At 56.2% G+C, this 15945-nt stretch carries 10 protein-coding genes; 6 read left to right on the plus strand and 4 right to left on the minus strand.

Annotation, left to right across the window (positions count from 1 at the left end):
• Window positions 1-4: 4 nt before the first annotated feature.
• Window positions 5-1303 carry a lipopolysaccharide biosynthesis protein gene (locus HDF14_RS20630; protein ID WP_183980461.1) on the plus strand — a complete coding sequence of 433 codons (1299 nt, stop codon included), beginning with the start codon at window positions 5-7 and terminating at the stop codon, window positions 1301-1303.
• On the opposite strand, the gene HDF14_RS20635 is transcribed toward HDF14_RS20630, so the two are convergent.
• Both HDF14_RS20635 and HDF14_RS20640 read right to left on the minus strand, forming a co-directional pair.
• Entirely contained in the window at window positions 1300-2232 is a 933-nt protein-coding gene (locus HDF14_RS20635; protein ID WP_183980463.1) for a hypothetical protein, read from the minus strand. The genes HDF14_RS20630 and HDF14_RS20635 overlap by 4 nt on opposite strands.
• A 106-nt stretch (window positions 2233-2338) precedes the next feature.
• Window positions 2339-3550 carry a glycosyltransferase family 4 protein gene (locus HDF14_RS20640; protein ID WP_183980465.1) on the minus strand — a complete coding sequence of 404 codons (1212 nt, stop codon included), beginning with the start codon at window positions 3548-3550 and terminating at the stop codon, window positions 2339-2341.
• Window positions 3551-3736: 186 nt separating this feature from the next.
• Between HDF14_RS20640 and HDF14_RS20645 the strand changes: the two genes are divergently transcribed.
• The 4 genes from HDF14_RS20645 to HDF14_RS20660 all read left to right on the plus strand — a co-directional run bounded on the left by HDF14_RS20645 (window position 3737) and on the right by HDF14_RS20660 (window position 10766).
• Window positions 3737-6340 carry a glycosyl hydrolase family 28-related protein gene (locus HDF14_RS20645; protein WP_183980467.1) on the plus strand — a complete coding sequence of 868 codons (2604 nt, stop codon included), beginning with the start codon at window positions 3737-3739 and terminating at the stop codon, window positions 6338-6340.
• 149 nt (window positions 6341-6489) lie between these two features.
• Window positions 6490-7647, plus strand: coding sequence for a glycosyltransferase family 4 protein (locus tag HDF14_RS20650; RefSeq protein WP_183980469.1), 1158 nt, complete (start codon window positions 6490-6492; stop codon window positions 7645-7647).
• Window positions 7648-7965: 318 nt separating this feature from the next.
• A complete protein-coding gene (locus tag HDF14_RS20655) occupies window positions 7966-9798 on the plus strand; it encodes a glycoside hydrolase family 55 protein (RefSeq protein ID WP_183980470.1) in 1833 nt (610 codons plus the stop codon).
• 194 nt (window positions 9799-9992) lie between these two features.
• The gene (locus HDF14_RS20660) at window positions 9993-10766 is read left to right on the plus strand and encodes a WecB/TagA/CpsF family glycosyltransferase (RefSeq protein ID WP_183980472.1); all 774 of its coding nucleotides are present in this window, start codon (window positions 9993-9995) and stop codon (window positions 10764-10766) included.
• A gap of 26 nt (window positions 10767-10792) precedes the next feature.
• On the opposite strand, the gene HDF14_RS20665 is transcribed toward HDF14_RS20660, so the two are convergent.
• Window positions 10793-13330 (minus strand): ABC transporter permease, encoded by a 2538-nt coding sequence (locus tag HDF14_RS20665; RefSeq protein WP_183980474.1) that lies wholly within the window; start codon window positions 13328-13330, stop codon window positions 10793-10795.
• Window positions 13331-13575: 245 nt separating this feature from the next.
• Between HDF14_RS20665 and hemC the strand changes: the two genes are divergently transcribed.
• Window positions 13576-14550, plus strand: a complete 975-nt coding sequence (gene hemC, locus HDF14_RS20670) for a hydroxymethylbilane synthase (RefSeq protein ID WP_183980476.1) — start codon at window positions 13576-13578, stop codon at window positions 14548-14550.
• 64 nt (window positions 14551-14614) lie between these two features.
• On the opposite strand, the gene HDF14_RS20675 is transcribed toward hemC, so the two are convergent.
• A complete protein-coding gene (locus HDF14_RS20675; protein ID WP_183980478.1) occupies window positions 14615-15937 on the minus strand; it encodes an MFS transporter in 1323 nt (440 codons plus the stop codon).
• Window positions 15938-15945 lie beyond the last annotated feature (8 nt).

The raw sequence follows: 15945 nt of genomic DNA on the forward strand, positions 1-15945 counted from the left end.
TTTTTTGGCACGAATTCTTGCACGAATTGGTGGTGGCAAGACGCCTGCTGCGCTCTTCGATCAGGGCCTGGTCAGCGGCGCAAACTTCATCACGAACGTTATTCTGGCACGTGCCTTCGGTGTGCGAGAGTATGGCGTATTTGCCCTCGCATGGGTCGCTGTATTGTTTGCGAACAGCCTTCAGTATGCCATGATCGTGACGCCCATGATGAGCGTCGGGCCCAAACAAGATCCAGAAGACCGGCCAGCCTACTACGGCTCCGTGCTTGTCCAGGAGATTGTCTTCGGTCTCTTTGTGGGACTCGTCATGTTTATATGCGTGTGGCTCTCCGCGAGGTTTTTCCCTTCGTGGCGAGTCGCAGATCTGGCTATCCCGATCAGCTTCGCAACAATCGCTTACATGCTTCAGGAGTTTCTGCGCCGCTACTTCTTCTGCACCAGCCAAAGCAAGCGGGCTCTCACCTGCGACATCGTGAGCTACATTACCCAGGTGCCAATCATCTTCTGGCTCTCCCGAAGCCACGGTGCGAAGCTGTCCACGATGCTCTGGATCATCGCTGCTACCTCGCTGATCGGATTCTTCACCTGCCTCCGTTGGTATGAGCACGTCACCTTCAGTTGGCATTCCCTTCGAACCGTCTTTCTCCGGCACTGGCGTATGTCTCGGTGGCTCGCGCCATCAGCCTTTATGCAATGGGGAGCAAGTAATCTGTTTCAGTTGTCAGCCCCGGTCTACTTCGGAGCTGCAGCGTCGGCCGCTCTCCGCGCTGCGCAGAACCTCGTAGCTGTCGCGCATGTTTGGTTCCTCGGCTTGGACAATGTTGTGCCGGCAGAAGCTGCGCGTCGTATGCGTCATGGTGGCGTTGAAGCCATGTTGCGTTACATCAGGCGAATCTTCTTGCAGTGGGGTGGCGTGACGCTTGCCTTCACGGGGATCGTGGGTTGTTTTCCAACGTTCTGGTTGAAGCTCGCCTATGGATCAAAGTATGCCGGCGACGGGAATGTGCTCCGGATGTACGCTTGCCTCTACCTGGTGGTCTTCGTCTCGGGTCCGTTACGTTATGGTTTGCAGGCCCTTGAATATACTGCTCCCGTCTTCTGGACCTATCCCGTTATGATCGTCTTCTCGGTAGCATTGGCAGGGCCCTTGGCTCGCAAACTTGGGATGAATGGAGTCATGGTGGGAATGGTCTCAAGCCAGGTTCTCTTCCAGGGACTGATCGGAATAGCGTTCTGGATGCGAATCCGTAAGATCCGTCGCGAAGCCGCGTTAGAGACCGCCGAAGCGTTACATCCCCACTAACGCCAGGCTTTTTCTGACAGGCGGTGGCCGGACGATGCCGCGGCTTCTTCAAGAAGAGCGATATCTTCCGCCGTATAAGTATTCTGAATCTGCCCGTCGTTTCGAGACAGAAGAACGTTGCCATGATAAAGCCCGCTGTCTTGAGTCCCAGGAACAAACGGAAACCTCAGAGGGCGACTCCATATCTGGCGCGTCTTCATCCCGGCTCGCAACGCGTTGACGTGTAGCCAGACATCATCCGCCTTCGGGCAGTGTTGCAGAAACTCAGTTCCGGCAAGTTTTAATCTCCGCAACAGTGACGGCGGATAGATGCAGCCAGACACACCCGTAGCAAAGTGAAGAAACTCAGGCTCCGTCGATATGCACGATGCCCACGTGTGATACGGCGTGATAACGCCCTCCGAAAGCTTTATCCGATGTGCTCGATAACAATTAACCGTCTCTGGGAGTTCGCGATGCGATCGAACCAGACCCTCCAGCCACCATCTGCTGTAGAGAAGATCGTCATCGGCGGTTGCAAGCGGTGTTTCGAAGGTATCGGTAGACAAAAGATACGGATAATATTTCGTATGCGGACCGAAGTTATCGCTCAGGTAAATCTCAAGGCCTCTCTCCACCAGCCTGTTGAGGCCGGGAGACCGATTGGCGAAGGCTTCAGCGCGATCGACCCATAAAATGAGCCGTGACGGCAGAACAGAGCCGGCAGCGATCGATTCCAGTGCTAGATGAACCGTACTTAGTCGCTCTCCGTAGGTAGTGATTGACACCACAGGCCCGCCGGGCGCAATCACCGGTTTCTTCGACCGCTCATTGCGAGAACGCAAGCGCGTTAGTTGAAACTTCGTAACTTTCGTCTCGTTTCTTAGGAAGAACAGCCAGGTCTGAATGGCTTGACTCGACAAGTCAGTCTTCGCGGCGCGCAGAGTCAACGAGTGCCTCCCGGTAAATCGTGAAAAAGACCAAAAATGTTCAAAGACTCTTCTCTTCGGCGACCCCGGACAGAAGTGTTAATCTCCCTCTGAGCCAACTCAGCTGTCACGTCTCCCTCTCCACAAGTTCCGCATACAGCGTCTCAGCCTTCGCCGCGCGAGAGGCCCACGTACTCGTCCTGGCAAAATCCCAGCTCGCACGCGACATAGCGTTCTTCTGACCAACGCTCATTGACGCGAATCGATCGACTGCATTGGCAAGACCGCACACAACCTCAACAGGAGTCGTGACCGGTACCTTGATACCAGCCTCTTCAGGCACGACGTCACGGGCGCCATGCAGGTCCAGCGTAATCACTGGCAGTCCAACCGCCATCGCCTCCAGCAACTGCACTCCGGAAGTTTCGCGCAGGCTCGTGAACAGGAGTACGTCATGCTCCAGGTACGCTGCACGAACCTCCTCCCATGACAGTCGTCTTCCTGCCCAGTGAACCCGGTCACTCAACCCTCGCTCAGCGATCATCTGCCTCACAGTCGCCTCCGCAAGCCCATTCCCAACGATCGTAAGCGTCCAGTCATGCTGCACCTTGGCGAGCGCATCGAGCGCCATCGGAAGAGCCTTCCTCGGCAAGATTCTCCCCACCCAGATCAACCGCACCACAGGCGTGTTCAACCTGAAACTCTTTGGCTCCTGTGTAAGATAATCCGCACCAACTCCGTTATCGAACTGCAGCCTGACATCCGATCGTCCCATGGCCCGTATGAGTTGCATCGTGTCTTCGTTTGCCGCGAGTACCGCAGTCATCTTCCCGAGCCACCGTCTGTGAAGAGGAGAGAAGGGAAGTGCCTTCGTCAAAAGTGTTCGACGCTCTTCTGCACGCCTGCTCGATCCGAAGTACTCAAGCATGCTTGCAGGAGCCGTCTGACCTCCTCCCACCGGACCGAACACAGTTGGAATCCCTAACCGCCAAAGCTGCGTTGGCACATGAATGCTCGTGTAGGTAACGTGGTGCGCCAAATCAAAGCGGCACTGACGATTCAGCGATCGCGCGACACCGACCGCGAACATCTGCCAAAGGGCGTAGTGCATCCCAGTTCCAGGCTTGAACAATTTCGTAGGAACCGACACATAGCCGAAAGCAAGATTCTCATTCGGATGAGCCCGCCGGTAAGCTTCAATCTCATCGCGCCCCTCACGGCGAGTCAAAACTGTAACCTTGATTCCACGTTCTGCCAGATGCATCGCCCAGTTCCAGCCGTTGCCCGGTTCAGAACCAGAATTTGGCATGCATGCATAGGCAGAAAGCAGAACATTCATTCGCAACAGACCCTCTTCTTCAAAAATGTTTTTTCTACGTTGTTTGTATAATTAAGAAGCGGCCGGCAAGCCGCAATTGCATCTGCAGGAACAGTTTACCGAGAACTGTATGTTTGATGCTAATTATGAGGGGACAACAGATCCTCAATCGTCCATCCCGATCGTACTTCCACCTGAGGACACACGATGAAGATGCGCTTGGCGTTATTCCTGCTGCTCTTTCTAAGCGGCATCTCCGCAAAGGCCGCAACCTATACCGCCACTGCGACGCATCTCACCATGCATGTCGGCGATCCTCTGCCGCCTTTGATCTTCAAGATGTCGTCTTACTCCGGAACCTACGCCAGCCTCTTCAAAGGGCAGCCAAAATTGAGCACGTCCGCCACTTCGAGTGCACCCGCAGGCAACTACCCAATCCGAATCTCAGCAGGCTCCATGGCAACCGTCAATCGGGCTGACAGTCTGACCTTCGTCGAAGGAACCCTTTCAATCATCCCTGCCGATGGAATCGGTGCTCGACTTACCAACAACATCGTCTACCCTCCAGGCTTCACGAGCGCAGCTGCATTTGCAATCATCGACGTGACACACAACCCAATAGCCAATCTCGTTGGCGATGGAACCACCGACAACACTGCGGGGCTACAAAAGTTATTTGCCTTCGACAGAGGATCAGCGGAAAGCAAAGTCAGCACCTCTGTCAGCGGCAACATCTACACTGTGACCCAGATCAGCGGCTCCGTCTTTACCGGACTCGCACCCGGCTCTCCCATCCGAATAGCAGGCGGACTCTACACGATCGCCGCCGTTATTGATCCGCAGCATCTTACGCTCACCACAAACCCCGGCGCTCTCGCCAACGTAAGCGCTCGACTATCACCCAACGTAGTCAGCACTAATGGAACCACGGTAACAGCCATCAGCGGCCCAACCTTCGCAGCGCTGAAGCCGAACTTCAGCCTTCAAATCGGCAGCGCTTTCTACAAAGTTGCATCCGTTACTGATGCAACCCACCTCGAACTCACCACCGCCGCGCCCCCACTCAAAAATGTCAATATGTTCTACGGCGCAGGCGCAGGCGGCCAGCTTGGCGCGTTTCCGATGTTCCTTTACTTCCCACCTGGCGTCTATCTAGCAAGCGACACCATCATCCCCTACGGCAACTACTGGTCCATTTTTGGAGCCGGAGCTCAGACATCCATCATCAAGCTCGCACCCAACTCACCTGCCTTCAACACAGGCACAACACCCGTTCAGTTCTTCAGCCCGCTAAGCGTCAACAAGAACGACAACTTCCACATCTTCATTGAAAACATCGGCTTCGAGTCAGGCGTCGGAAACCCCAGCGCCGAAATCTTCACTACTCAGGTGAACAACATCGGCGCAGTCAGAAATGTCCAGATCTGGTCCGACGATTCAAACTGCGTCAACGCTCTCAACATCCGTCGTGCCTATCCCGGTCCAGGCATGATGCGCAACGTAGCCGCCTACGGATGCCAGAACGGCATTTACAGCAACCAGCAGGAGTACAGCTTCACCTTCGAGGACATCACCCTCGAAGGTCAGACCGTCGCAGGCATCGGCAGCACGAACATGAAGTTCAGCATTCGGCATCTCCTAAGCGACAACAGCGTCCCCGCACTCCAGGCAGAGCTCTTTCACGCCAACACAACCATCATCGACTCGGAGCTCTTCGGAGACAACTCCAGCGGCATCGGCCTGCAGAATGGCAAAGAGCGTGGTCAACCGGGTTGTCATCTCTATACTCGCAACGTCAAGGTCACCGGCTACGCAACGTCGGAGGCAGACTACTGCGTAGTTCCAGCAAAAATGTACAAAGGCGACCTCACAGAGACCTGGTCGGGCGAAGCTCAAACTGTATTCGATCAATCTGCCACTCCGGGCTCGCTTCATCTTCCCGAATCAGAGACACCACAGCCCAACGACCCCGATCCACGCACATGGACAATGTTGGGATCGTCCGTTTCGACCTGGGCAGCTACCATCGCGGGATCGAAGTCGCCTACCGTCTACGCTCCGCCAGGCCAATACGGAGGTCGTGGTTCGTTCGACATAACAGTCCCCGACACGGTCAATCATCTCCAGTTCTTCACTGCCGTGCCCACGCCGGGCCGAACCTTCTTCATCAATCTCAACGTCGCCGGTTCTTCGAAGACTCCGCTGATCATTGAAGGGTGCCCGAATACCTCCTGCAACATCAATCACACCGGATCAAGAACACTCGTTCTGATCGACGACAACACCTACAACTATGCGGCCGCTCCAGGTGCAGGCAATCTCTACCTTGATGACGCCATCCTCGGCGCCAACAACAATCCAGGCAACACCGTCACGTTCTATCCCAACCAGCACATTTGGGCTCGGCAACTTGATCAGGAGCAAGCCCGTGCAGATCAGATAACCTGCAATGGCTGCACGCTCTGGATGCTCGGCTACAAAACCGAACACAATGGCACAGATCTCGTCGCCACCAACGCGCAGATCGAGATCTTCGGATTCTTTTTCTACAAACTCACCACTGCAGCTCCCGACTCAACGACCATGAAGATAACTGATTCGAACCTCTTCGCGACTGGATACGAGAACATCAACATCGCCGGTTATGGAGCACCCAACTGGGTCATTGAAACCAGAAACGGTAGCACCTCACGCCTCGCCGCACCCGGTGTCAACAGCCCTCAACACCTCCACGTCTTCTACTCCTACGGAGGGAAAAAGGCGGCAGTTAACTCTGTCCGTAAGATTCACGACACCATCACTAGTTTCTAAAGCAGCCCTCCCCGTCTGACGGCGTCGATATCGAAAGAAGATCGCGTCCAGATACAACCTTCAGCGACCACAACTACCGAGCGCGATCTCGTGTAAAGCATGGACAAATTGCATCTAAATTCCAGAACACATCGCAGGAGACCTGACGATTGCGCATCATCCATGTAATTCCAGGGACCGCCGATCCAAACACGGCCAATGGAGTTAACAAAGTCGTACACTGGCTCGGCACCAACATGATGGCACAGGGGCATGCCTGCGAGGTCTGGACATTACTCGCAACGGAGCAACCTCCCACTCACCCCCGCACCTACAAGCTGGTTGCTTTCCCAAATAGCAGATCGCAGTTCGGATTGACCGAAGACCTCCGCGCAGCCCTTTCCAACCTTCCGGAAGGTACTTGGGTGCAACTGCACTCTGTCTTTGTTCCGCAGCTCACATCAGTCGCAAAATTTCTTCGCAAAAGAAACATACGATTCGGTGTCACTCCCCATGGGGGCTACCTCTCTGACCGCAAGGGCCGCTCGCTCGCAGGCCGACTAAGGAAGCGATTCTATCTCTCCTTGTGGGAAGGCTGGACCCTGCGAAACGCTTCTCTGGTTCACGCTATCGGCCAGACGGAAGTAGACGACCTCAAGTCGAAATTTCCTGCCGTTCCTGAGATCACCCTCATCCCCAACGGCTTCGAATTGCCCGCCACCCAGGACATCTCCGATCAGGCCATGAAAGAAAAATCGGCAGACGCGAAGATCAGCGAGCCTTCAATTGTCTATTGCGGAAGAATGGCGATCTTTCAAAAGGGACTAGATCTTCTTGTAGAAGGATTCGCACAATATCGAAAATCAGGAGGCACGTTGAAGTTGACGATGGTGGGTGACGGTCCTGACCGGCCTCAGCTGGAAGCGCTCGCTGATCAACATGGCATTGCCGACGCTATCACCTGGACAGGACAAATCTTTGGAGCGCCTCTGCGCACCACTCTAAAATCGGCAATGTTCTTCGTCCACTCCTCCCGCTTCGATGTCATCCCCACAGCATGCCTTGAAGCGGCTTCATGCGGGGTACCGCTGATCGTCTCTGAAGAAACCAACCTTGCCGATTTCGTACGCCACTGGAACTCCGGCATGGTACTTGTCCCCAATACGCCCGTTCGTCTCGCCGAACTCCTGCAAGAAGCAGAAAAACTGAGCGCCAGCGAACGCATGCAAATGGGAGCCTCGGCAAAATCGATGATCGAGCACGATTTCACTTGGAGCGAGATCTCTCGCAGGCTTGTCCTGGCAATGGAGCAAGCAAATCACCGATAGACGTGCCAAGCTAGCGCAACCCAAAGGAAAGTGCTTTATGAAAAATCCAAAAATTCTCGAGCGTTAAAAACATGCCTCGATAAAAATATCTATCCTACGCAACTTGGTCTCATCGAAGAGCTTCAGCCCATCGAAGCGGGAAAGGCACTCTTTAGTACCATTGTCGCGCCCGGCGAAATATGCAACTATTTGCGTATGAGAAAATGCCCTCCCCCTCCCCAATTTCTCTCTGAGATTTCTGCGCTCCGCGAAATCCATCGAGTACCAACAACCTCTCGCGCAGCAATAACCGCGATCGTCTCCCTTTGTATCCTCGTGTTGGCGGGTTGTTCCGGACAAACCATTCCCGTCACAGAGGGTGGCACGGCTGCCCCGCAGCCGCTCACCATACCGGGCGCAAAGCTGAACGCGGGAACTCTCACCTTTCCTGCTGGCTTCATGACCTCCGTCGAAACCTACGGTGCCAAAGGTGACGGAGTCACAGATGACACGGCAGCAATTCAGAGCGCCCTCTCCGACGGTCGATCGAATGCATCCGCCGACTACTACGGAGTTCCGAAGGCGCTGTATTTCCCGCCTGGAACCTACCTCGTCAAGAACACTCTGCAGTGGGTCGGATGCTGCGTCACGCTGCAGGGATCAGGTCCGTCCAGCAGCATCATTCGCCTCGCGCCCGACGCCAGCGGCTTCAACAACTCGTCAGTTCCAAAGCCAGTGATCCTCACCCCACTTGGCAATCAGTCCTTCCGTCAAAACATATGGGACCTCGGCTTCTCGATCGGTCCCGGCAACCCTGGCGCCACCGCGCTCAACTATGTCTCCAATAACATCGGCTCCATCCACAATGTCCTCGTAAAAAGCGAAGACGGAAAAGGCCACGCAGGCATCGACTTGACGCGGCAGTACGCCGGTCCTCTCATGATCCGCAACGCGGAGGTACAAGGCTTCGACGTAGGCGTGGATCTCAAGAACGCCGAGTACAGCACTACCATCGAAGGCATAACTCTCGCCAGCCAGAACATCGCTGGCATTCGCAACAGCAATCAATTGGTTAACGTTCGCGGACTCACCAGCACCAACAAGGTTCCTGCCATCACCAACAGCGGCGGATTCGTCGTCCTGCTGGACGGCAGCCTCTCGGGCGGTGTCGCCTCCGTTCCCGCAATCCAGACCAACAGCACGATGTACCTGCGAAACGTAGCCTCGAGCGGATACGAAGCGACCTTGCAGGATTCAAGCACCGCCACTCCGACCCTCACCAAAGGCACCATCGCCCATCTCGTAGTCGGCGGCGCTCCCTCAACCCTGACGGGAACCGCATCCTCCACCACCGGTGTCAACATGTCTATTGGAGAGACACCATCCTTCACAAGCACAAGTCTCTCGGACTGGGCTGTCTTCACGCCTAAGTGGTACGGAGACACCTCAGGCCTTCAGGCCGTGCTCAACAGTGGTAAGCACACCGTCTACTTCCCGTTCGCCGCATATTTCTCTTACAACGAAGCCGACGTTACAGTACCCGACACCGTCGATCGAATCGTAGGATTCTCTTCTGTGGTCAACCTCGGCGCAGGGACAAATGGCGGCGGCATTCGCTTCGTCGTCACCAGCAACAGCACCACGCCACTCATCATCGAGCAGTTTGGTTACGGAATAAAGATCGATCATCGCGGCAGTCGTCCCGTCGTTCTCAAAGATGGGTTCATCAACAACTACGCGAGCTACCCCGGCGCCGGCAGGCTCTTCCTTGAAGATATCGGGATCGACAGCTTCAACATCCAGAAAGGCCAGCAGGCGTATATTCGTCAACTCGACAATGAGATCTCCGCAACCAAGATCTCCAACCTCGGCGGCTCTCTCTGGATCCTCGGCCTCAAAACCGAGCAGGCCGGTACAGTCATCAGCACCGCAAGCGGCGGCGAGACAGAGCTTTTGGGCGGAATGATCTATCCGGCAATCGCTGTCCCCTCCACGCAAGCCGCCTTCGTCTCCACAGACGCACAAACCTCCTACATCTACAAAGAAGACGTCTACTGCAGTGGCTGCGGATATGCCACTCAGGTGCAGGAGACACGCTCTGGCGTCACCAAAAAAATCACAGCACCGACCAATAGTAACTTCCGCATGCCGCTCTTCGTTGGTTACAAATAGAAGTTATTCAACCGTGTGCTGTCGACCGACACAATCGGTCGACAGCCGCATACTGCTTTCGTATACTCGACTCAACGGACACCAACGCAGTCAGGCTCAGGGAGCCAGGCAAGCGCTCGATCCCATCGAGTGGAACTCCCTATCGACCTATACGAAAACTTACGTAGCATTATTTCGCAATTGGGGGGCAGATCATGATCTCGGGCGATCCGCCAAGAATCAACATCATTGGTGTCGGCATCAGTGCACTCTCCATGGAGAGCGCGCTCGAGCAGAGCGAGGCGCTCTTGAACCGCGACGGCACCGGATATATCTGCGTTACTGGTGTCCACGGCATCATCGAAGCCCAATCGGACGAGTCCTTCCGAACCATCCTCAACAGATCCTTCCTATCAACCCCCGACGGCATGCCCACCGTATGGCTCGGCCACCTGCACGGCTTCAGGCACATGACCCGCGTCTATGGCCCCGACTACATGCTGAAGATGTGTGAGCTCTCCGTGCAGCGCGGCTACCGCCACTTCCTCTACGGCGGCAGGCCCGGCGTCGCCGAGGAGTTACGAAGAGAATTGATCCGCCGATATCCGGGCCTGCAAATCGTAGGCACCTACACTCCTCCCTTCCGACCGCTGAACGCAGAGGAGGAGCAGGATCTGCGAACACAGCTTGAAACATCTCGGGCCGACATACTCTGGTGCGGCCTCAGCACGCCCAAGCAGGAGCGTTTCATGTCCGCCTATAGCGGCCGCCTGCCTGTAAAGCTCATGGTCGGCGTCGGCGCAGCGTTCGACCTCCTCAGCGGCAATCTGGCGGAAGCCCCCGACTGGATGAAACGTTCCGGTCTCCAGTGGCTCTACCGCCTCATCAAAGAACCGAAACGTCTCTGGCGCCGTTACCTCCTGAACAATCCAAGATTTATCTGGCTCAGCTTTTTACAGCTATCCCGTCTCCGCCGCTTCTCTATGTGAGAAGCGAAGCATCTGGGCAACATCGTCTATTCGGTCCGCAATGCCGTCATCGGTTCGATATTCGCGGCACGGCGAGCAGGAATAAACCCAGCAATCGTTGCCGATCCCAGCAGCACTGCCACCGCAATCAACAGACTCACCGGATCGTACGAGCGCACACCATACAGTTGATCAGCCATCACCCTCGCTCCGAAGATCGCAATCGGTACTCCAATCACGAGCCCCAGTCCTGCCTGAACGAACGCGCTTCGCATCACCATCCGCACCACCTTCCCACGGTCTGCTCCCAGCGCCATCCGTAGTCCGATCTCGCTCGTTCTTCGCGCCACCTGATACGACGTGATTCCATACAGACCCACGGAAGCAAGCACCAGCGCAAGCCCTCCAAACAACATCGTCAACCGGGCAATCAACCGCTCCTGCGTGAAGTTGTCGGCAACCTGGTAGTCCAGCGAGTGCAGATCAAGCACTGTCAGGTCTGGATTTATATTCGTCAGTGTGCGCCGCACTGTCGCATCGAGATTCTGCGGCACACTCTTGAAATTCAGCGTTACCGAGTTGATGAAAAGTCCGCGTCCTTCAGCCATCGCTTCATTTGGATCCGTCAGTCCCGTCAGCGTCTGTGTCAACGGACGAAAGTACATCGTCCTTACCTCATCGCGCGGCCTCGTATATTTGGCATCTGCCACAACGCCAACAATCTCGAATGCAGACGAGAACTTCTGCTCGAAAATTCCGAAATGCTTCCCTATGGGATCCTCCTTCGGAAAGAACTTCTTCACGAACGCCTGGTTCACCACTGCCACAGGCTGCGAAGTCGCCGTATCGCTCTCCGTAAATCCTCGCCCGCGCACAATCGGCTGTCCCACGGTCTCGAAGAATCGCGTACTCACTCTGTCCCACGAAGATCCGTTGTGGTCGTTTGGTCCCGGCGCCGGTCGTCCGCTAACGAACACACCCTCGCCCCAGTTGTTTCCCTCAAGCGTGCTGTAAAGCGCCAGCCCAACGCTCTGCACTCCCGGCAACGCCCCAAATTGATCTTCCAGTGCTCTGTAAAACGCTGGAAGCGTCTCTGGCTTATAACCTGCCCCAGCCGGATCAAGATGCAGCACGTACCGGTTCGACGTCTGAATTCCGAAGTTCTGGTGCTCCATATTCCGCAGGCTCTTCGTCAACAATCCCGCGCCAACTAACAGCACCAGGGACAGCGCTGCCTGAAACACAATCAATGATCTCTGCGGCAGGGACGCCCGATCTCGCGTCGAGCGGTTCGCGCCGCGCAATGCCTCCGCCGGATCTGCACGCGATGTAATCCAGGCTGGTACAACTCCAAAGATCACTCCCGTTAGCAGCGACAATAAAAACGCAAACCCCAGGACCGCCAGAGAAGGGCTCGCTGCAATTGGAAGATTCGGCGAATCCGGGAATGCGAGCGACAAAATCACACGCGTCCCCGCATAAGCCACGGCCAATCCGGCCAAACCACCCACACACCCCAGCAGCAAGCTCTCCGTCAACATCTGCCGAATCAACCTGCTCCTCGCCGCGCCCAGTGCCATCCGCACCGAAGTATCAGCCCTCCGCGTCGTTCCTCGCGCCAGCAACAGGTTCGCCACATTCGCGCACGCCACCAGCAGCACCAGCCCCGAGATCGTCATCAGCAGATAAAGTCCCTTACCCGTCTCCTTCTGCAGATTCTGTATCCCAGCGCCACCCGGCACGATCACCACATGCTGCTTTGGAATATTCGCTGACCCGCCATTTCGAGAGTAGCTAGGCAGCGTCGCAAGAAACTGCCTCAAGCTACCCGACATCTTGTCCTGCAGTGCGGTCACGCTAACCCCCGGCTTCAACCTCCCCACGGCATAGAGCCAATTGCTATCCGGCACATGCAGAATCGAATTTTTCCCTTCGATCGCGGGCTCCATCGCCAACGGAATCCACAACCCCGGCGGATTACTCCTGATCCGGTCGCCAAAAAATCCGGGCGGAGCAATCCCCACCACCGTCGCGGGTTGCCCCTGCAGATAAAAAGTCGACCCCACCACCTTTGGGTCGCCACCATAGTCCGACTGCCACGCTTGATAGCTCATAACCACCGCCGGAGCCGCACCCGGCATATCATCCGCATCCGTCAACACTCGCCCAGCAAACGGGCCGATCCCAAACGTCGTAAAAAAATTCCCTGAAACATACTGCGCTCGTTCAGACTTCGCCGGCTCAGAGCCTCGTCGCGTAGTCTTTTGTTCGCCCCCCGCCTGCATCGCCGCCAGCCGTTCGAACTCCGGCGTAGTCTCCTGCAGATGCTTGTACAACTCGTAAGAGTAGAGATCGAAATCACCGTTGTCATTGATGAAGCCGCCATTGACGCAGCAGTCATTCAAATCGCCCACACGAAACAGCGTCTTAGGATCCGCCACCGGCAGCGACTTCATCAGCACCGCGTGCACCAGCGTAAAGATGGCCGTATTTGCCCCGATCCCCAACGCAATCGTCAGCACAACCGTAATTGCAAAGCCCGGTGACTTGTAGAACTGACGCAAAGCAACCCACAGATCCTGCATGAAGTCCCTCCAACGCTCGCGTGTCTCTCAGGCTCTTACGCTCCCTTCGCCCGGTTAGTTCCAGACAATTTCACCTCGTTCGACCAAGGCCACTCTTTCGATACCAGCCATAACCACTCAGAACGCCACTCCACCGTCCGAGTCATATCATTCCGTCCAAAGTGGAAAAACCTGCTCCATTCCAGCCATATTGATGACAAGTATCTGAACCATCGCACTTCGCATCCCGTATCCTAGTTAGGAATATGAGTTCCGAACACAATAACCCTCGCAATCCCATCCGCATCGGCAGCCGAGGCTCTCAACTAGCCCTCTGGCAGGCCAACCATATCCTCTACGCCCTTCGCGACGCCGGCTATCACGTCGAACTCGAGATCATCCGCACCACGGGCGACCGCATGCAGCAGCCCGGCTTCGTCCCTCCACCCAACCTCGACGGCAAAGGCATCTTCATCAAAGAAATCGAAGAAGCCCTTGAAGAAGGCCGCATCGACCTCGCCGTCCACAGCCTGAAGGATCTCCCCACCAAACTCGCCCCTCAGTTCACCCTCGCAGCAATCCCCAAACGCGCTGACGCCCGCGACGTCTGGGTCTGCGAACCTTACTGGGCGCTCCATACCCTCCCCACCGGAGGCCGCATCGGCACCACCAGTCCTCGTCGTCGCGCTCAAATCCTCGCGCTCCGACCCGACGTCACCTTCGTCGAAGTCCGCGGGAACATCGACACCCGCCTCCGCAAACTCGAACAGGGCCAATGCGACGCCCTCGTCCTCGCCGCCGCCGGCCTCGATCGGCTCAAGCGCACCGAATCCGTCCACCAGCGCTTCTCCCCCTGCGAACTCTGCCCCGCTCCTGGTCAGGGAGCACTAGCCCTCGAAACTCGCAGCGAATCACATGTCATCGACGAGGCCCGCGACGCCTACATCCGCAGCGCCATCGCCTTCCTCGAGCATCCCTACACCCGCTTCGCCATCGACGCCGAACGCACCACCCTCGACGCACTCGGCGGTGGCTGCTCCCTCCCCATCGGCGCTCATTGCTTCCACGAAGAAGGGAAGTGGAAGATGGCCGCTCAGGTCGTCTCACCCGACGGCGAATCCATGGTTCAGGTCGAAACCGAAGCCGCCAACGACGCCGATCCCACCGCCCTTGGCCTCCGTGTCGCCGACGACCTCAAATCCAGGGGAGCACTCGATCTCCTCGCTGTCGCAACCGTCTGAAGGCCGTGCACGAAGTCCCGATAGAGTCGGTCCCAGCGGACGTAGTTGAATCGATCCCTTGGCCTCACAAATCTTGAACGCTCAACGTTCGCGGATCTGTCACGCGCTGCATCAGGCCAGCGGCGACCAGCATACAAACGCCCCCGGCAATAATTGCGTATATCCGATTGTTGTGAAGAAAGTGCGTCATAATCCATCCGAAGAACAGCGATGCCAGGATCTCTGGCGTCACCACAAAAAAATTGAAGATCCCCATGTAGACTCCGGTTCTCTCCGGTGGCAGTGACGCCGCCAGCATTGCATACGGCATGGAAAGCGTGCTCGCCCACGCTATGCCCACACCCACCATCGTAAACAGCAGCATGTATTTGTTGTGCATCAAGACCACGGACATCAGCCCGACTGCGCCGCATAGCAAACACGCAGTATGAGTCTTCTTGCGACCAATCGCCTTGGCAAGTCCCGGCAGCACAAATGAGAATGCAAAGCACACGGCCGAGTAGGCTGCGAAGCAGACTCCTCCCCACTCGATCCCCGCTTTATAGTTCGGTGAACCAGGATCATTTGCACCAAAAACGTTGTGTGCCACCGCTACCGGGAAATAAAGCCACATGCAGAAAAGGCCAAGCCAGGTAAACAATTGCACCGGCCCCAGCCTCCGCATTGTCTCCGGCGTATCCTTAACCGCCGCCAGGATCTCCTTCGCACTGGCCATGAGTCCGGCTTTGCGGCTCTTGGCTCTGCGAAAAGCCTCCATGTCTTCTGGTGGATATTCTGGAGTGGTCACAATAGTCCACACTACGGCGCTCATATACGCAGCCGCCCCAATGTAAAAAGAGATCCGCACCGTGGTCGGTACAGCCCTCATGTCCCCAACGACTTGATTCATGTGAAATACGTTGGTCAGTAACCAGGGAAGTGCCGATGCAATCACCGCGCCCAGGCCGATAAACAGACTCTGCATCGCAAAGCCCCGGGTCCTCTGACCCTCCGGCAGAATGTCCGCGACAAACGCGCGAAACGGCTCCATGCTCACGTTGATCGACGCATCCAGAATCCACAGCATCCCCGCCGCCATCCACAAGCTCGCACAGTTCGGCATCAAAAGCAGCATCAGCGAGCTGAGTATCGCTCCCGCAAGAAAGTATGGACGCCGTCGTCCAAGCGGTCCCCACGTGTTATCGCTGGCGTGCCCGATGATCGGTTGAATCAGCAATCCTGTCAGCGGAGCAGCCAGCCACAGAATCGGAATCTGATCCGCCCTCGCTCCCAGGTACTCGTAGATGGCGCTCATATTGGCCATCTGCAGACCCCAGCCAAACTGAATCCCCAGAAAGCCAAAGCTCATGTTCCATATCTGCCAGAAGCTCCGGTTTGGCTTTCTCATCGATGGTC

The sequence above is a fragment of the Tunturiibacter gelidiferens genome (genome assembly GCF_014201335.1).
GTDB classification, from domain to species: Bacteria; Acidobacteriota; Terriglobia; order Terriglobales; family Acidobacteriaceae; genus Edaphobacter; species Edaphobacter lichenicola_E.